Genomic DNA, 18,589 nt, shown 5'->3' on the forward strand with positions numbered 1-18,589 from the left:
AATTTTCTGTGTCAAGCAATTCTTTTTAAAAAAGTTTTTCTTAAACACAACCGCCACCAAAACCATAAGGCCCAAACAGCGGAGCGGCGTATATAACCGCTTAATTCAACCAGTCAACCTATTTATCAAAAATAAATAAAGACAACCGGGTTATCGGTTAGCTTATTGACGACACCCGCCTTACGGCGATTTTCATCGTAAAAGTAACTGATCCCTGTTCGAAATTCGCTGTCCGGGACGTCAGTCCGCTTAAGACCCTTAAGCTTTCCGTCGTCGCCGTCGGCGTGTTCCGCGTCGGGAGAGCGGCTTCTAAGGGGCCGCCCTGTGAGAGTCAACGCCCCTTTTCATATAACGGCGTTTATCCCCACATAGGGCTTCATGACGCCTTTTCGACAGGCTGGCCGTCCATTTGCTTCAATGCGCCCTTCCAGATCAGCCATGCAATCCCCGCCGCCAGGACAGCCGTCGTCAGGATGCTGGCTTCCGGCCCCCACTTGCCGCCAGACAACCACCATGCCGCATTCGGGGCGTCCTTCAGATCGACAACCAAGGGCGCCACTTTGAGATTAATACCACTGACTTCCAGCCCGAAGCCTACACCCAGCAGCCAGTTCCACGCACCATGCCACCCGCAGACGCCCCAGATGGAGCGCTCCTTCACTGCATACAGGCTGATGAAGATGCCGAAGAGAGCGACATTGGCGCAGCCGGCGAACATCTCCGGCGACGGCTTGACGTTGAGCAGGTGCATAGCGCCAAAGACGATCGAGTTTATGATAACGGCCCATATGATCCCTAGCCGTGACGAGACCGTGCCCATCAGCCAGCCGCGCATGGCGGTTTCCTCGGACGATCCCTGTATCAGGAATGCAACGGCATAGCCCAGTATTGGCATCAGGCCCGCCAGGCTTGGCGCCATAAGGACACCCGGCTTTTCGACCTCGTAAACACCCAACGCCCACAGACTACAGACGACAAAGGCGAGAAAGCCCGCGCCGATCAGGTAACCCCGCGCCACGCGCAGGAAGGCCTTACCGTTGAAGCCGATGGTTGCCGGACCGCGCCGTTCAAAGAGCCATACCCATAGCAGGATCATGCCAATCACAGGCGCGGTCATGAAGAAAAGCGCCAGCGGATCGATTTCGGGCGGCGGCACTCCTTTGCCAAGGGCCGGGTTGGCCTGAACCGCCATGGCCGTCTTGATGATATAGGGCAAAAGCGCCGCAATCTGGCTGGCGAAGGTCATGATAACCGTCAGAACGATTATCGCCCAGGTCCATGTCCGGCGATGGCTCGCCTTGCGCGGCGCATAGAGTTCAAATCCGGCCATGGGAGCCCCCTCTGTTAACGACGGCGGACGTTTTCATACAGAGACCTAACAGACAATTAAAAGCGCGCCCACGCCTATTCGTCCTCGCCTTTTTCTTTCGCCAGGCGCGCCAGAACGCGCCCCCTGCCCTTCGTCAAGGCCGTCACCACGCCGCGCCAGGTGCGGACCTCCTGCTCGGTCAAGGCGGCGCGGTTAAGCGGTGCGCGCAGATTGCGGATCATCGACGGACGCTTGGCTTCCGGAAAGAAGAAACCTGATGTGTCCAATTCCGCTTCGAGATGCTCGTACAGCCCGACCAGATGCTTCATCTCGGCCGGCGGGTCCTGATTGCGGGTAAAATCCGCCTTAGGCGCCGCCATCACCTGCAACCGCCATTCATAGGCGACGATGTTCACCGCCTGCGCCAGGTTCAGCGACTGGAAGCGCGGATCGACCGGGATGGTGACGATATAATGGGCATGGACGAGGTCCTGGGTTTCCAGCCCCGCCCGTTCGGCGCCGAATAGAAGGCCCGTTTTGAGGCCCGACTGCATCCGCGTCATGGCGTCGTCGGCGCAGTCGCGTGGCGTAATGACGGGCAGGACGATTTCACGGTTGCGCGCCGTCGTGGCGTAAACCGTATGCAGGTCGGCGGTCGCGGCTTCCACGGTATCGTACATCTTGGCATCATCCAGTGGCCAGTGCGCGCCGGCCGCCATGGTCCAGGCCTTTTCCTGCGGCCAACCATCGCGCGGCGCGACCAGGCGCAATTCGGTCAGTCCAAAATTGCCCATGACGCGGGCCACGGCGCCGATGTTTTCCGCCATCTGGGGGCGATCAAGAATAATGCAGGGAAGGTGAGAGGTGTCAGTCATGGCAGCGGCTTATAGAGAACTGCCGCGGCGGTGAAAAGGGCCGCGACAATGATCAAGTTTTAACTTGACTATTTCATCACTCGGAGCAATAGTGAAGCCACAACTTCACTGTTAGAAAGACAGCCCACATGACATCGCCGATTGTTCACCACACCTTCGTTATTGAGAAGACCTATCCTCACGCGGTCGCAAAGGTCTTTGCCGCCTTCGCCGATCCGGCCACCAAGGCCCGCTGGTTCGCACCGGGTCATCCGCAACCCGGCGCGATGTTCGAAAGCGATTTCCGCATAGGCGGGCAGGAACATCTTCGCTCCATTATGGGTGACAATACGCCTTTTCCGGGGGCGGTTTTGTCGAGCCAGGCGCTTTACCTCGATATTGTCGCCGACCGGCGGATCGTCATGGGCTCGAACATGATGATGAACGGTACGCCGTTTTCCGGCTCGCTGGTCAGTTTCGAATTCGAAGCCGCCGGCGACGGCACGCGCCTGACCTGCACGCACCAGGGCGCCTTCTTCGAGAATGCCGACGGACCTCAGATGCGCCAGGATGGATGGCGTCACCTGCTCGACCGCCTGGGAGAGACAATTTGACCGAACCGACAGCGGCCCGTGTCTTTCAGGCGCTGGCCGATTCGACACGCCGTGACATGGTCGAACGCTTGACCGATCACGCCCTGTCCGTATCTGCCCTGGCGGCGCCCTATGACATGAGCCTCACCGCTGTGGGGCAGCATCTGGCCATACTCGAGGCCGCCGAACTGGTCGTGACGCAAAAGACAGGGCGCGTGCGCACATGCGCCCTGACGCGGAGCGGTTTTGACATCCTTGAGGGCTGGCTGAAGGCCCGTAGGTCGCGCTGGGAACAGCATCTGGACCGCTTGGGCGAGATACTGGATGATGACCATACGTTTTGAGAGGAGCGACTTACGCCTGATCGGTGAATTTGTGCTATTTGCGCCCGCCACCTTTTCCGCTATAGCAGGCGCCGTTAGCTTCGAGGTCTGGCCCTGTGCGCCTTCCTCCATAAGCTCAGATTCCGACAGAGGAAGCCCTTCATGGCGAAGATTAAAGTAGCGAACCCGATCGTCGATATCGACGGCGATGAAATGACCCGGATCATCTGGCAGTTGATCAAGGACAAGCTGATTTATCCTTATCTCGATATCAACCTGCAATATTTCGACCTCGGCATGGAACACCGTGACGCCACCGACGACAAGGTCACGGTGGATGCGGCCGAAGCCATCAAGGCGTGCGGCGTCGGCGTCAAGTGCGCCACCATCACCCCGGACGAGGCCCGCGTGAAGGAATTCGGCCTGAAGAAGATGTGGAAGTCGCCTAACGGCACCATCCGCAATATTCTGGGCGGTGTCGTGTTCCGCGAACCGATCATCTGCAAGAACGTCCCGCGCCTGGTTCCGGGCTGGACCCAACCGATCGTCGTCGGTCGCCATGCGTTCGGCGATCAGTATAAGGCCACCGACTTCCTGGTCCCCGGCCCCGGCAAGCTGACCATGAAGTTCGAAGGCGAAGACGGCAAGGTGCAGGAATACGAAGTGTTCCAGTTCCCCGGTGCCGGCGTCGCCATGGGTATGTATAACCTCGACGAGTCGATCCGCGATTTCGCCCGGGCGTCGTTCGAATACGGCATCGCTCGCCATTATCCGGTCTACCTGTCGACCAAGAACACTATCCTGAAAGCCTATGACGGCCGCTTCAAGGATATCTTCCAGGAAATCTTCGAGGCGGAATATGCAGCGAAGTACAAGGAACTGGGCCTGACCTACGAACACCGCCTGATCGACGACATGGTCGCTTCGGCGCTGAAATGGTCCGGCGGTTTCGTCTGGGCCTGTAAGAACTATGACGGCGACGTCCAATCGGATACCGTCGCCCAGGGCTATGGCTCGCTCGGCCTGATGACCTCCGCACTGGTCACCCCCGACGGCAAGATCATGGAAGCCGAGGCAGCCCACGGCACCGTTACCCGCCACTACCGCCAGCACCAGAAGGGCGAAGCCACGTCGACCAACTCCATGGCGTCGATCTTTGCCTGGACGCAAGGCCTCAAGCACCGCGCCAAGCTGGATGACAATGCCGAGCTGAACCGCTTTGCCGAAACCCTGGAAAAGGTCTGCGTCGACACGGTCGAAGCCGGCTTCATGACCAAGGACCTGGCTCTGCTGGTCGGTCCGACACAAGGTTGGTTGACGACTGAAGGTTTCCTCGACAAGATCAGCGAGAACCTCAACAAGGCGCTGGCGGCATAAGCCAACAGACGTTCTTGTCATAATAAGCCGTTTTCGGATGCGAGGTTGGAACTTTAGGGGGATGACCGATGCGTCTGGGAACGGCTTTTTTAATGGGTGTGATGCTGGCCGGCAGCGCGCTTTCGCCGGCTGCCCACGCTGGCGTACCCGCTGGAACGGTGCTGCCTTTGCATATAGGTGGCCGCGTCGTGCCGGTCGGCGACGATCCGGCGTTGGGCTACACCCATCAATGGCCCGGCACCTATTTCGAGGCCCGGTTCAAAGGGACCGAGGTTCACATGCGCCTCAACGATTCGGTCAATAAGCTGGCCATCTATGTCGACGGACGCCAAATCGACACAGCCAACCGTCCCGGTGAAGGCGACATACAGCTTGGACCGCTCAAGCCTGGCGACCACACCATCCGTGTCGAGAAGCTGACCGAATCCGCTTCGACGGCAGCGCAATTTACCGGCTTCTTCGTTTCCGACCCCGCCGACGTCCTCCCCGCACCGGAAGCATCCCAACGCCAGATCGAATTCATCGGTGATTCCTACACGGTCGGCTACGGCAATATGTCGACGTCGCGGACTTGCCCCGGCGAACAGGTCTGGGCCACCACCAATACGCAACTCGCCTTTGGCCCGTTGACCGCCAAGCATTTCAAGGCGGAATATCGTATCAATGCCATAAGCGGGCGCGGCGTTGTGCGCAACTATAACGGCGCCAGCGGATTGCACCTGCCACAGGCCTATCTCAACGCGATCAACCTCACCGGCCCGTCCGCCAGCGTGTCGGCTTCGGCCACCAAAGATGACTGGAAGCCCCAGATCATCGTCATCGGATTGGGCACAAACGACTTCACCACGCCCCTGCATGGCGGTGAAATCTGGACAACGCGCGAAGAATTGCACGCCGACTACGAAAAAACCTATGTCGAGTTTGTCCAGGACCTGCGCGCAGCTAATCCGGGCGCCTACTTCATCTTGATGGCGACGGACCAGGCCAATGGCGAAATCCAGTCCGAAGTCAAAAAGGTTGTGGCCCTGCTCAAGGCTGCGGGAGAAAGCCGCATCGATTTTATACCGATGAACGGCCTGGGGTTCGGCGGCTGCGACTGGCACCCGGACGTGGCAGACGATCGCAGCGTGGCCGATAGCCTGATCGGTTATATTGAGGGACACGCCGATCTCTGGCCACACCCCTGAACGTATCGGCAGTCGCATCTTATGTCGTCGCCACCGCATCGATTTCTTATCGGCGCGCGGGCTAAGGTCCGCGCCTAATTCTGATTGACGATGGGGCAAAAATGCGACTTTTCCGCTGCGACAATTGCGGCAATCCGGTCTATTTCGAGAACCGGTCCTGTATCAACTGCGGCTTCCGGCTGGGCTTCGTTTGCGAAGATATCAGCCTGATGGCGGTTCAACCCGACGCCAAGCAGCCGGACAAGTGGCGCCGCGTCGATCAGCAGCAATTCGTTTACCGCTTTTGTCCCAACGCCGCCCAAGACATTTGCAACTGGCTGGTTCGCGATGACAGCCCGGAAGAATTCTGCCAGGCCTGCCGTTACAACGGGCTGGTGCCCAACGCCAATACCGAGGACGGCCTGCGTCGCTGGCGCGCCATTTCCGACGCCCAGCGTCACCTGTTCTACTCCTTCCTGCGCTGGGATCTGCCCCGGCCTAGCCGGAAAGAAGACCCTGAAGGCGGCCTGCTGTTCGATCTGAAGGACGATGAGATCCTGCCCGACGGCACATGCAATCCGGTCCTGATCGGCCATGACGAAGGTCATATCGTCATTCGCACGGCCGAGGCCGACGACCCGACCCGCGAACAGCAACGCGCCATGATGAACGAGCCCTATCGCACGCTGCTCGGGCATTTCCGCCACGAAACCGGCCATTTCATCTGGAACAAGCTGGTCCGCGACGCGGGCAAGATCGACAGCTTCCGCGCGATCTTCGGTGATGAAAGCGTCGACTACCAACAGGCGCTCGACCATCACTATCAGGCAGGCCCGCCTCGTGGCTGGGGTGACCGCTATATCAGCTATTACGCCACCACCCATCCGTGGGAAGACTTCGCCGAATGTTTCGCGCACGTACTGCATATCGTCGATTCGCTGGAAACCGCCCATATGTTCGGCATCGCGCTGGCCCCCAGTGCGCATGACATCATGGCCGCTCATGCCAGCTTCGATCCGTATTCAGTCCTGGATTTCGCGCGTATATCCGAAGTGTGGATTCCGCTCAGTGTCGCCCTCAACAGCATCCACCACAGCATGGGTGAACGCGACCTCTACCCCTTCATCCTGACGCCCGTGATCACGCAGAAGCTTGCCTATGTCCATGGCCTTGTGACACGGCAAATATAGCCTTGTCTTTTACCGCCACGCGGCCTTAGATCGCGCAAACGCGGCAGGGAGCCCCATCATGTTCAAATCCATCGTCCTGACGGCAGCAGTGCTGCTGGCCACGCCCGCCTGGGCCGCCGATAAGGTTGTCGACAGCATCAGCGCTGCACCCATCAGCTTCCTGCCTGTTCACGTCGGCGGGCGGGTGCGCAAGGAAAAGATGGGGTATAGCTACCAATGGCCAGGTGTCTATTTCGAAGCGCGGTTCGACAGCCCCTATGTCAATCTGCTTTTCAACGACGACGCCAACATGTTTAACGTGCTGATCGGCGAAAAGCCCCTGATGGTCCTCGACCGGCCTGGTCACACAACCATAACCATCCAGGCAACCGGCCGCGGCCCGCACACGGTTCGTGTCGAAAAACGATCCGAAACACAGTATGCCACCGGTCAGTTTCAGGGCTTCATGGCCCAACCCTCGGCAAGTCCCAGCCGTCCCCGGCCCCGCCAGATCGAATTCATCGGCGACTCTCTAACGGTCGGCTACGGCAATACCTCGGCCTTTTCCCAGTGTACGACTGAGCAGATTTTTGAAACTACGGACGCTCAGCAAGGCTTCGGTCCTGTCACCGCCAAACACTTCAATGCCGATTACCAGATCAACGCCTTTTCCGGCCTGGGCATGGTGCGCAACTATGATGGCCGCGAACACCCGAAATACCGGATGCCGATGTTGTACGAGCGGGCCATTTTCGACGACCCAACCCCGGTCCGCCAACTCGACTGGCACCCCCAGGTTGTCGTGATCGGCATCGGCGGCAATGATTTTTCCACCGACGTTCGGCCCGATGAACCGTGGCAAAACGCCGCCAATCTGCGTGCCGATTACGTGAAAACCTACACCGCCTTCGTCAAGAAGGTCCGGGCCCGAAATCCAGATGCCTGGATCGTCCTGGCCACGCCGCAAGAACGCCAGGAAGGCTATATCGGCGGCACGGACGACGTCTTCGCTGCATTGAAGGCCGCCGGCGACACGAAAATTGACCGGGTCAGCCTCCCCGAACTCGACGCCATCGGTTGCAATGGCCATCCGTCCACCCGGGCCGACGCGCGCGTGGCCGATTTTTATATCAAATATTTCGAAGCCCATCCTCAGGTCTGGCAAGGAAAATAGACCAGACGTCGTGGTTACGCGGCGCATGTGACACAGTCGGCGTTTTAGCGCGGTGACAGGGGCGACAATCCCGATTTGGCGTGTTAATCATGGTTAACACTGGTTTCGAGGGGTGCGTGGACTGTGTCGAGAGTTCTGAGCTTAATACTGGTTTTGATCGTCGCCGGGGCTGCGGGCCTGTTTTATGCTGCGCCGATCATTTCCTTTTATGATGTGCGATCCTCATGCGAGAGCCAGGACATCGATGCCCTAGCCAAGCTGATCGATTTCAACACGGTCCGCGTCAGCCTGAAGGCGCAACTCGATGCCGGCGACAAAGGCCTGGCGGCGCCGGCCCCTTCGGCGCTTAACGATCCCGTCGGCGCGACCGGCAACGCGTTCAAGTCCGTCGCCGATTCCGTCGGCAATCTATTCAACGACCTGACCAACCCCAATCCCAAGGCGCCGCCCAAGCCGGTCATAGACGTCAATACCTACCTGACGCCCAAGGCCATACTCGGCCTTACCTACGGGGTCGCCAAGGACGCGAACCGTTTCGAACCAACGCGGTATGACGGTAAACCGCCTTCGCCCAAGACAGCCTTCTTCAGCCTGGAACGCGCCCGACTGACCGTGACGGACGAGATGCACGGCACGACGACGTTCACCTTCGAACGCCATGGACTGACCCATTGGCAGCTGGTCCACATAGGCCTGCCTACCGTCGAAAGCGAAGCCATGAAAGACAAGCCTGCGGCTTGAACCCGAAGGCGACAGGTCGTAAGGCCATAGCGGGTATTCGATCTGACCTGAGGTCGAAGAGCACACGCTCGGTTTTTGTTTTCACGCGCCGTTAGCCCGAAAGCGCGTCACACGTTCGGAAAGCGCCTTAATGTTAGATACGCTGGGCCGCGTCATCATCTTTTTCGGCTTTATCGCATTAGGCGTCTTGCTGGTCCGTTTCAAGCGATTGACGGCGCACGGACTGGATGGCCTGTCGGCCTATTTTTACTGGCTGGCATTTCCGTGCTGGCTCATGGTCAGTTTCGCGCGATTACCCCACTTTTCCCCGGCGCTGGCCGGCACGCTCGCGGCCTATGCCGGCGCCATGATTGCCACCGCCGCCATCGTCATCGCCCTCACCCGCGTGTTCAAGGGGCGCGCGGATGAGTCGATCGCCGCAGGCATGGCCGCCTTCATCAACAATTCCGCCTTTTTGGGCATTCCCATCACCATCAATCTGTTCGGACCGGACGTCGCCCACACCGGCGCGCTGGTTGTCGCGGTAGACTTTCTGATCCTGTTCAGCTTAGGTTGCGCCGGACTGGCCAAGGCTTCGGGGAAGACGTTCAGGGATGCCCTGCTCCATACGGGACGCAATCCAACTGTGATCGGCGCCTTGGTCGGCGTCCTCCTTATGCTGACCGGCCTGCACTTTCCGCCAGCCGTTGAAGGCGCTCTTGATATCCTCGGTAAGTCTGGACCTCCCGTCGCCCTGGTCACACTCGGCGGGATGCTGGCCCTGATGCCGGCGGCCGATCTGGTGCGGCCCGACGCCACGAGCATTATCGCCATCGCCGGCAAAATTTTGCTGGCCCCTGCCTGTGTGGCCCTTGTTCTGTGGGGGCTAAAGGCAGATCCAATGACCTTCAAGGTTTGCGTCTTTTTAAGCGCCACGCCGACCGCCGTCAGCGTCTTTATCCAGACCAAGATGTACGGCCTGTGGTTTCATGGTGCCGCCAAGACAGTGGCCCAATCCACCCTGATCAGCCTGTTCACCCTGTCCGCTCTGGCGCTCGTGCTCACCCACGGCTGAACCTATTTGGGCGAAGTCGCCGTACCCGCCAATATGCCGCCATCGATGTTGAATTCAGATCCGGTAATATAGGTGGCTTCGTCCGATGCCAGGAGAATAGCGACGGCGGCCACCTCTTCCGGACGCCCGAAACGGTGCAGCGGCATGCCCGCCAGCAGGGCTTTTTCGTCGTCACCATCGTCGATCATCGCGTCCCACATTTGCGTGCGGATCGAGGCCGGATAGAGCGAATTGCAGCGAATGCCAAGATTTTGTTCGGCGCAGTACAAGGCTACGGATTTGCTGTGGTTGCGGATAGCGGCCTTGCTGGCGGCATAGGCGGCCGTATGCGGCACGCCGACCAGGCCGGATCGACTCGACATGTTGATAATGGAGCCTTTACGCCCGGTAAGCCGCATGGTGCGGATCGCATGCTTGCACCCCAGGAACACACTATCGAGATTGATTGTCATCACGCGGCGCCATTCGTCGAGCGTCGTCTGCTCCGGATTGTGGAGCTGACCACCTTCCGTGCCCATAACCCCGGCATTATTGACCAGAACATCCAGCCCGCCATGATGCGCCACAATGGCCGACATCACCGCCTCCCATTCCGCCTCACGCGTCACATCGTGGCGCAGGAAGAAGACACTTTGCCCCAGCCGCTCAGCGGTTGCCGCGCCTTTTTCGCCATTGACATCGCTGATGACGACGACCGCGCCCTCGGCGGCGAAGGCTTCCGCAATGGCGGCACCGATACCGCTGGCTGCCCCCGTCACCAGGGTCACCTTGCCCGCCAATCTGTTCATATGAAAATACCCTGCCTGTTCCCAGGCAGGGTATCATCTTCCTGACGGCGATGCAGGCTTTAAATCAACGCCTTGACCGCTTCTATACCGGCGTCAGCCTGGCTGTCGTCCGGCGCGCCGCCCTGGGCGAAGTCGGCCTTACCGCCCGCGCCCTGGCCGCCCATGGCGATGACCGCCGCCTTGGCCAATTCCGCCGCGTTATATTTACCGGTCAGGTCCGGCGTCACTGCCACTGTAACAGCCGCCTTGCCATCGAGCTTACCCACCAGAGCGACGATGCCGCTGCCAATCGATTTCTTGAAGTCTTCGGCCAAAGGACGCAGGTCCTTACCGCCAACCCCGTCGAGCACCCGGGCTATGACCTTGGTGCCGTTGATTTCCAGTGGCCCCGAGGCCGCGCCGCCACCGCCGACGGCCAGGGCACGCTTGGCTTCGGACAGTTCGCGTTCCAGACGCTTGCGCTCGGCGATCAGGGCTTCGACGCGCGCCTCGACCTGATTGACCGGCACCTTGAACTGATCGGCCAACGCCGTGGCGACGCCTGCCTGGCCGAGCAGATATTGACGCGCCGCCTCGCCGGTCAGTGCCTCGATACGGCGGATGCCCGCGGCAACGCCGGTTTCGGATATAATCTTGAACAGGGCGATATCGCCCGTGCGTCCGACATGGGTGCCGCCGCAGAGTTCGACCGAATAGTCGCCTTCGCCGTTCAAGGCATGGCCCAGGGCCAGGACACGCACTTCTTCGCCATATTTTTCGCCGAACAAGGCCACCGCACCGGCGGCAATAGCGTCTTCCGGCGACATCAACTTTGTGGCGGCCGCCTGGTTTTGCAGAATGACGGCATTGACCTCGGCTTCGATACGCGCCAATTCGTCGTCGCTCAGCGGCGCACCGTGGCTGAAATCGAAGCGCATGCGGTCGGCATCGACAAGCTGACCTTTTTGCGCAACATGGGGCCCAAGCACATGCTTAAGGGCAGCGTGGACCAGGTGGGCGGCCGAGTGATTGGACCGGGTTGTTTGACGTTTTGCAGCGTCAACCTTCAGGTCAACGGCTTGGCCGGTCTTGAGAGTGCCTTCGGTGATTTCCACACGGTGCACGATCAGGTCGCCCGCCTGGCGGTAGGTGTCGAGCACCCGTCCCTTGCCGGTCTGCCACACGATTTCCCCCGTATCGCCGGCCTGACCGCCGCCTTCCGGATAGAAGGGAGTCTTACCAACAACGACTTCAACAGTATCGCCGGACAGAGCCTCAGTGACGCTTTCGCCGTCAAGCACCAGCAACTGAACGGGGGCTTGGGTGGACAGCGTGTCGTAGCCGACGAATTCGGAGGCGCCGGCCTTGTCTTTCAGGCTGAACCATTCGGCGGCCTGGGCCTTTTCACCCGAACCGGCCCAATTCTTGCGGCCCATTTCCTTCTGCTTTTCCATCGCATCTTCGAAGGCGTTCAGATCGACGCTTAGCCCCTTGGCGCGAATGGCGTCCTGGGTCAGGTCGAGCGGGAAGCCGTAGGTGTCGTAGAGCTTGAAGGCGGTTTCGCCGCTCATGACATCGCCGTCCTTCAGATCGCGCGTCGCGTCGTCGAGCAGGGTCATGCCGCGACCGAGCGTACGGCGGAAACGTTCTTCCTCTTGGCGCAGAGTGTCGATGATGGAGGCTTCCGCCCGCTTCAGTTCGCCGTAATGGCCGCCCATTTCGGCGACCAGGGTCGGCGCCAGGCGGTGCAGAAGCGGCTCTTGCGCCCCCAGCAGATAGGCGTGGCGCATGGCGCGGCGCATGATGCGGCGCAGGACATAGCCCCGCCCTTCATTCGACGGCGTGACCCCATCGGCGATCAGGAAGGACGACGACCGCAGGTGATCGGCGATCACCCGGTGAGACGGCAGAGTGTCGCCTTCGGCCTTGACGCCGGTGGCCTCTTCCGACGCTGCGATCAATGTCTTGAACAGGTCGATATCGTAGTTGTTGTGCACACCCTGAAGCACGGCGGCGACGCGTTCCAGGCCCATGCCAGTATCGATCGACGGCTTCGGCAGGGCGACGCGGGCGCCATCGGCCTGCTGGTCGAATTGCATGAAGACGAGGTTCCAGATTTCGACGAAACGGTCGCCGTCTTCTTCCGGTGTACCCGGAGGTCCGCCCCAGATGTGATCGCCGTGGTCGTAGAAGATTTCCGTACACGGACCGCAGGGACCGGTGTCGCCCATCGACCAGAAATTATCCGATCCGGCAATACGGGCGATCTTCGATTCCGGCAGGCCAGCGATCTTCTTCCACAGGTCAAAGGCTTCATCGTCGTCAATATAGACCGTCGCCATCAGGCGATTCTTGTCGATACCGTAGTCTTCGGTGATCAGCTTCCAGGCAAACTCGATCGCTTCGGCCTTGAAATAGTTGCCGAACGAAAAGTTGCCGAGCATTTCGAAGAACGTATGGTGGCGCGCAGTATAGCCGACATTATCCAGGTCGTTATGCTTGCCGCCGGCGCGGACGCATTTTTGCGATGTCGTCGCGCGGTTATAGGGCCGCGTTTCCGCACCGGTGAATACGTTTTTGAACTGGACCATACCCGCATTGGTGAACATCAGGGTCGGATCGTTATGCGGCACGAGCGACGAGGACGAGACGACCTCGTGACCCTGGCGGGCAAAGTAATCGAGGAAGGTCTGACGTATCTGGTTTAAGGACGGCATGGTCTGCTTCGGTTCGGGGTAAGAAATAAGGGCTTGTATATAGAGGGGCTTATTCGCGAGCGCAAAGACCTTTGCGCGGCTAAGGCTATCTTTTTGGCGAATACCAGGCACACATGGCAAAAAAGACGCCCTTCTCAGAGCGTCTTCTTCACCAGTGGTGCGGCAGCATGGGTTTGGACCGCGCCATCAAATCCTACAGCGACTCATCGCCTTCGTTGGCATCCGGTTCCGGTACGCCCAGCAATTCTTCCGACAAGGTGTCGGACTTCTTGCGGATGCCGTTCTCGATTTCCTTGGCCATGTCGGGATTGGCCTTAAGGAAATCACGAGCATTGTCACGTCCCTGACCGATGCGGGTCGAATTGTAAGAATACCAGGACCCCGACTTTTCAACGATGCCGGCCTTGACGCCGAGATCAATGATTTCGCCAATCTTGGAAATGCCTTGACCAAACAGGATATCGAATTCAACTTCACGGAAAGGCGGCGCGATCTTGTTCTTGACCACCTTGACCTTGACGCTGTTGCCGATGTTTTCATCGCGCACCTTGATAGCGCCGGTGCGGCGGATATCGAGACGGACCGAAGCGTAGAATTTCAGGGCATTGCCGCCCGTCGTCGTTTCAGGGGAGCCGTACATGACCCCGATCTTCATGCGAATCTGGTTGATGAAGATAACGATGCACTTGGACTTGGAGATCGAGCCGGTCAGCTTGCGCAAAGCCTGCGACATCAGACGCGCCTGAAGACCCGGCAGGCTATCGCCCATATCACCTTCGATTTCGGCACGGGGCGTCAGAGCCGCGACAGAGTCGATGACGACGATATCGACAGCGCCGGAGCGAACCAAGGTATCGGTAATTTCGAGGGCCTGTTCACCGTTATCGGGCTGCGATACCAAAAGATCGTCCAGATTAACGCCCAGCTTCTGCGCATAGGTGGGATCAAGCGCGTGTTCGGCGTCGACAAAGGCCGCCGTACCCCCCTGCTTCTGGATTTCCGCAACCGTGTGCAGGGCCAGGGTCGTCTTGCCTGACGATTCCGGACCGTAGATTTCAATGACGCGGCCCTTGGGCAAACCACCGATACCGAGCGCCATGTCGAGACCGAGCGAGCCCGTGGAAATCGATTCGATCTCCTGGACCTTGCCGTTCGCGCCGAGCTTCATGACCGAGCCCTTGCCGAACGCACGATCTATCTGCGCCAGCGCCGCTTCCAGAGCGCGCTGCTTTTCACCTTCGTTTTTACCTACCAATTTCAACACCGCTTGAGATGACATAACCAAACCCTTCTATGTCACGATTCCCCGGCTGGGGTTTGTTTCTTTCGTCGTGAGAATTTCTTGTACCCCATTTGTTCCACGTTCGCAATATGTTCTCTTCGCGCCATGAGAACAATTTTGAAACGATAATAGATTCAGAGGGCTACAGGTATGCTGCCCGCCGCCGCAGCCGGTGGCGGCAAGCATGCATACCTCGGTGCTCGCCTCAAATCAGGCCGGCGTCCTGATAGACCTGTTCCAGAACCGCCAGCGGTACGGCGCCGCACAACAGGCCGGTATCGTGGAATTTTTTGATGTCGAAACTGGCTGCCGCCTTCGTTTTGGCCGCCTCGCGCAATTTCAACCACTGGATCTTGCCGACCATATAGCCCAGCGCCTGGCCCGGCCATACGGCATAGCGTTCGATCTCGGTCTCGTTGAGATCGCCCGTATAGGTCTTCATGAAATCCATGGCCTGTTCACGCGACCATTTCTTGTGGTGCATACCCGTATCGACGACCAGCCGGCAGGCGCGGAACATGGCGTCATGCAGATAGCCGATGTGGCCGAACGGGTCATTGGCATACATGTCCATATCGGTGCCGGCCAGTTGTTCGGCATAGAGCGCCCAGCCTTCGATATAGGCGTTGAAGCCCGAAATCTTGCGCAGTTCAGGCAGGTTCTTGTTTTCCTGCTGAATCGAAATTTGCATGTGGTGGCCCGGGATCGCCTCATGATAGGTGAGCGTCGGCAAGGTCCATGACGGCACTTCGGCCGTGTCACGCAGATTGATGTAATAGGCGCCGGGGCGAGATCCGTCGAGCGAGGCCCCCTGGTAATACCCGCCGGGCGCACCGAGTTCCGTGGCCTTGGGCACGCGTTTGACAGTGACCTTCGACTTCGGCAGGACGCCGAAATATTGCGGCAGCTTGGCGAAAACGACATCGATCTGTTTGTTGAGATCGGCTAGGAGCTTGTCCTTGCCCGCATCGGTATTGGGATAGATGAATTGCGGGTCCTTGGTCATGGCCGCCATGCGCTCACCCGTCGTCCCCTTGGTCATGCCGTGGGCCTGCATAATCTTTTCCAGTTCGGCGTCGATCTCCTTGACCTTGTCCAGGCCGATCTGGTGGATTTCATCCGGCGTCATATTGGTGGAGGTATTGGCCTTGACCCCAAAGGCATAGCGCGCGTCGCCGTTCGGCACGTGCCAAACCCCGGCATCATGGGTTGCCTTGGGCAGCGCCGCTTTTAGGGCCTCGATCTGACGCGACAGGGCCGGAACGACCGCGTCCTGATAGGTCTTGGTCGCCGTCGCGGTCCAGTCGCCGGCTATGCCTTTTTCCTTGGTCCGGCGCGCCAGTGATTGCACCAGCGGCGACACATCGGCCTTGGCGCCGGCCTGGCTCTGCATCTGGCGGATCGCCTTTTGCAGGGCAAAGTCCGGCGGCACAATGCCCGCAGCGATGCTGTCGTTGAAGCGGGTGGTTTCCTGGTCCAGCACCGTCGCGTACTGACTGAGACGCGACAGGTATGCGTCGGCGTCGTCCTTGGTTTCGATGCTGTGCTGGCTGTCGAGGAAGTCCGGAACATACTGGTACTGACCGGTCAATTGCGTGATTGGATAGGGCCCCCAATAGGTGCCGCCATCACCGAACTTGCTGGACTTGTAGCCTTCCAGCGTCGTTTCGGTATCCCACAGGACGGCGTCATAATTGATCCGGTCCATGCCGGTAAGCTTGGTGCGGTCGATGGCCTTCAACGCCGCAGCCGATTTTTCGTAATAGGCCGTCAGACGGGCGCGCTCTTCCGGGGTCGCAGGATCAAGCTTGGATTTAAGCCCCGCCAGCTTGCCCTTGTCGAGCCCGAGCGACGTGGCCAGCATCGGTGAATTGGCCACCGTTTCGTCGTACATCGACTGAAACGTGGCATTGAGCTTGGCTGGCAAGTCGGTCTTCGGCTTGGTCGAGCAGGCCGAGGTGGCGGCAATGGCGGTCAGCGCCGTGGCGCCTGCGAGCATGTTCCGGCGGTTCATCATCATAGTCTCTCCTCTTACGCGCCGGCATGTCCGAACGCGCAGGTATAGGTCACATTCAAATCAGGCCAGCGGCCTTATAAACATCGTCCAGGACGTCCAGCGGCACGGCCCCGCATAACAGGCCGATGTCGTGGAAGCGCTTGATATCGAAACCGGGCTTTGCGCGGGCGGCATCACGCAGCTTAAGCCATTCGAGCTTGCCCACCATGTAGCCCAGGGCCTGACCGGGCCAAACGCAATATCGCTCGATTTCGGCGGCGGCCTCGCCTGGCGCCTTGCCAGCCGTGTCGACCATGTAGGTGATGGCCTGCTCGCGGCTCCAGCCCATGTCGTGCATACCCGTGTCGACCACCAAGCGCACCGCCCGGAAGAGCGCATCATGCAGATAGCCGATGCGGCCCGCCGGATCGCTGTCGTACAGTCCCATTTCGCCGGCCAGTTGTTCGGCATAGAGCGCCCAGCCTTCGACATAGGCGTTGAAGCTAGACAGCTTGCGCAACATCGGCAATCCTTGGGTTTCCTGCTGGATCGTGCCCTGGAGGTGATGACCCGGAATGGACTCGTGATAGGTCAGGGTCGGCAGGGTCCAGCTCGGCAGCTCGGAAATATCGCGCAGATTGATGTAGTACATGCCGGGCCGCGATCCATCGATCGAGCCGGGGCTGTAATATCCGCCGGGTGCCCCGGCTTCGATGGACACCGGCACCCGCTTGATCTGAACCTGGGTGCGCGGCAACACGCCAAACCATTGCGGCAACCGGGCCTGAACCGCTCTCACCCGAGCGTTCAGATCGTCGAGAAGCTTCGCCTTACCGGCATCGTCATTGCTGTAGAGGTATTGCGGGTCTTTATACATCGCCTTCATGCGATCGGCGACGGTGCCTTGCGTCCGCCCCATGGTCCGGAAGCGGCTTTCCAGCTCAGCGGTGATCTCCGTCACCTTTTGCAGGCCCAGGCGATGGATGTCCTTAGGCGTGAGGCCGCTGGACGTATTCAGCTTCACGCACTGGGCATAATAGGCGTCGCCATTGCTCAGATTCAGCACACCGGCGTCATGACGCGCCACGGCCTGCTGCGCGGTCAAGGCGTCTATCTGGCGGCCGAGCGCGTCTTTCAGCGGCCCCGTGACAATCGCCGTGGCCTGGGCCTGCCAATCGCCGGCGATTGCCTTGGCCGCCGTGCGGGTAACAAGGGAATTAATCAGGCCTGATGCCGCGGGATCCGTATCACGCAGCGCGGTCAACGCCTTAATGGTCTTGGTCAGGATGAAATCGGGCGGTACGACGCCGCGCGCGAAATCCGCCTTGACGCGCACGGTTTCCTGATCGAGCGCGACGGCAAAGGCCGACAGGCGCGCCAGATAGGCCTGGGCGTCCGCCGCCTTTTCTATCGTGTGCTGGCTGTCGAGGAAATCGGGAATAAATTGCCATGCGCCGGATAACTGGCTGATGACATAAGGGTTGGGAAACCCGCCGCTGAACAGGCCATTGTCACCGAAACTGAAATTGCGCGCCAGGGCCAGCTGATTGGTCATGTCCCATAGGACAGTATCGTAATTGACGCGATCCACGGCGGCCAAGTCGTTGCGGTTTATGGCATTGAGGCGATCTACCGACCGTTTCAAACGCGTGATGTTAGCGGACTTGGCCGCATCGGAACGATCGTCGAGACGCGATTTCAACACCGCGTATTCGCCCGTATCCAGCCCTGCCGAGGTGGCCAGGGCCGGCGATGCCATCAACATGTCGCGCAATATGGCATCGAACGCGGATTTGAGAGCCGCGGCAAGTTCAGGCGGCGTTACATCCGGCGCAGGCGGCGGTGCCGGTTCTACAGGCTTTGGCGGCGCCCTTTTTGGCTCTGGCTTGCCCTTGCGGCCCTTCTTGCTGGTGGCCTTGCCTTTTTTTGTCGCCTTGGTGGACTTTTTACCGGATGATTTCGCTGCCACCTTTTTCTTCCTGGCGGCCAAAGCATCTGTCGCGCTTAGGCCGAGCAAAGCCCCTAACGCGCCAACCAGAAATCGACGATCGATCATCACCAACCTAC

The 18,589-nt window shown here is 59.5% G+C and carries 15 protein-coding genes; 8 read left to right on the forward strand and 7 right to left on the reverse strand.

Features of this window, described 5'->3' with window-relative positions:
• Positions 1–376: 376 nt before the first annotated feature.
• Together AEAC466_RS40400 and AEAC466_RS40405 are read right to left on the reverse strand one after the other, a co-directional pair.
• Positions 377–1,330, reverse strand: coding sequence for a CPBP family intramembrane glutamic endopeptidase (locus AEAC466_RS40400; RefSeq protein WP_023459660.1), 954 nt, complete (start codon positions 1,328–1,330; stop codon positions 377–379).
• Positions 1,331–1,404: 74 nt separating this feature from the next.
• A complete protein-coding gene (locus AEAC466_RS40405) occupies positions 1,405–2,184 on the reverse strand; it encodes an RNA methyltransferase (protein WP_023459661.1) in 780 nt (259 codons plus the stop codon).
• Positions 2,185–2,312: 128 nt separating this feature from the next.
• Here AEAC466_RS40405 and AEAC466_RS40410 point away from each other — a divergent pair, with 128 nt between their 5' ends.
• The 8 genes from AEAC466_RS40410 (at position 2,313) to AEAC466_RS40445 (ending at position 9,760) form a co-directional block, all read left to right on the forward strand.
• Positions 2,313–2,777 carry an SRPBCC domain-containing protein gene (locus AEAC466_RS40410; RefSeq protein ID WP_023459662.1) on the forward strand — a complete coding sequence of 155 codons (465 nt, stop codon included), beginning with the start codon at positions 2,313–2,315 and terminating at the stop codon, positions 2,775–2,777.
• Entirely contained in the window at positions 2,774–3,100 is a 327-nt protein-coding gene (locus AEAC466_RS40415) for an ArsR/SmtB family transcription factor (RefSeq protein WP_023459663.1), read from the forward strand. The genes AEAC466_RS40410 and AEAC466_RS40415 overlap by 4 nt, the downstream gene beginning before the upstream one ends.
• Positions 3,101–3,241: 141 nt before the next feature.
• Complete coding sequence (locus AEAC466_RS40420; RefSeq protein WP_023459664.1) at positions 3,242–4,456, forward strand: NADP-dependent isocitrate dehydrogenase; 1,215 nt, start codon at positions 3,242–3,244, stop codon at positions 4,454–4,456.
• Between the two features lie 68 nt (positions 4,457–4,524).
• Positions 4,525–5,643, forward strand: coding sequence for an SGNH/GDSL hydrolase family protein (locus tag AEAC466_RS40425; RefSeq protein WP_031239389.1), 1,119 nt, complete (start codon positions 4,525–4,527; stop codon positions 5,641–5,643).
• Positions 5,644–5,744: 101 nt separating this feature from the next.
• Complete coding sequence (locus AEAC466_RS40430) at positions 5,745–6,812, forward strand: zinc-binding metallopeptidase family protein (protein ID WP_023459666.1); 1,068 nt, start codon at positions 5,745–5,747, stop codon at positions 6,810–6,812.
• A gap of 58 nt (positions 6,813–6,870) precedes the next feature.
• A complete protein-coding gene (locus tag AEAC466_RS40435; RefSeq protein WP_023459667.1) occupies positions 6,871–7,965 on the forward strand; it encodes an SGNH/GDSL hydrolase family protein in 1,095 nt (364 codons plus the stop codon).
• A gap of 123 nt (positions 7,966–8,088) precedes the next feature.
• Positions 8,089–8,706, forward strand: coding sequence for a DUF2939 domain-containing protein (locus AEAC466_RS40440; protein WP_162148973.1), 618 nt, complete (start codon positions 8,089–8,091; stop codon positions 8,704–8,706).
• 130 nt (positions 8,707–8,836) lie between these two features.
• The gene (locus AEAC466_RS40445; protein WP_023459669.1) at positions 8,837–9,760 is read left to right on the forward strand and encodes an AEC family transporter; all 924 of its coding nucleotides are present in this window, start codon (positions 8,837–8,839) and stop codon (positions 9,758–9,760) included.
• 2 nt (positions 9,761–9,762) lie between these two features.
• On the opposite strand, the gene AEAC466_RS40450 is transcribed toward AEAC466_RS40445, so the two are convergent.
• From AEAC466_RS40450 to AEAC466_RS40470, 5 genes are all read right to left on the reverse strand, one after another.
• Positions 9,763–10,548 (reverse strand): glucose 1-dehydrogenase, encoded by a 786-nt coding sequence (locus AEAC466_RS40450; protein ID WP_023459670.1) that lies wholly within the window; start codon positions 10,546–10,548, stop codon positions 9,763–9,765.
• A gap of 59 nt (positions 10,549–10,607) precedes the next feature.
• Positions 10,608–13,244 carry an alanine--tRNA ligase gene (gene alaS, locus AEAC466_RS40455; RefSeq protein WP_031239391.1) on the reverse strand — a complete coding sequence of 879 codons (2,637 nt, stop codon included), beginning with the start codon at positions 13,242–13,244 and terminating at the stop codon, positions 10,608–10,610.
• Between the two features lie 193 nt (positions 13,245–13,437).
• Positions 13,438–14,523: a recombinase RecA gene (gene recA / locus AEAC466_RS40460; protein WP_023459672.1), complete on the reverse strand. Its 1,086-nt coding sequence runs from the start codon at positions 14,521–14,523 to the stop codon at positions 13,438–13,440.
• A 208-nt stretch (positions 14,524–14,731) separates the two neighbouring features.
• Positions 14,732–16,543 carry a DUF885 domain-containing protein gene (locus AEAC466_RS40465; protein WP_031239392.1) on the reverse strand — a complete coding sequence of 604 codons (1,812 nt, stop codon included), beginning with the start codon at positions 16,541–16,543 and terminating at the stop codon, positions 14,732–14,734.
• 55 nt (positions 16,544–16,598) lie between these two features.
• Entirely contained in the window at positions 16,599–18,578 is a 1,980-nt protein-coding gene (locus tag AEAC466_RS40470; RefSeq protein WP_023459674.1) for a DUF885 domain-containing protein, read from the reverse strand.
• Positions 18,579–18,589 lie beyond the last annotated feature (11 nt).

It is taken from the genome of Asticcacaulis sp. AC466 (assembly GCF_000495815.1).
GTDB lineage: Bacteria > Pseudomonadota > Alphaproteobacteria > Caulobacterales > Caulobacteraceae > Asticcacaulis.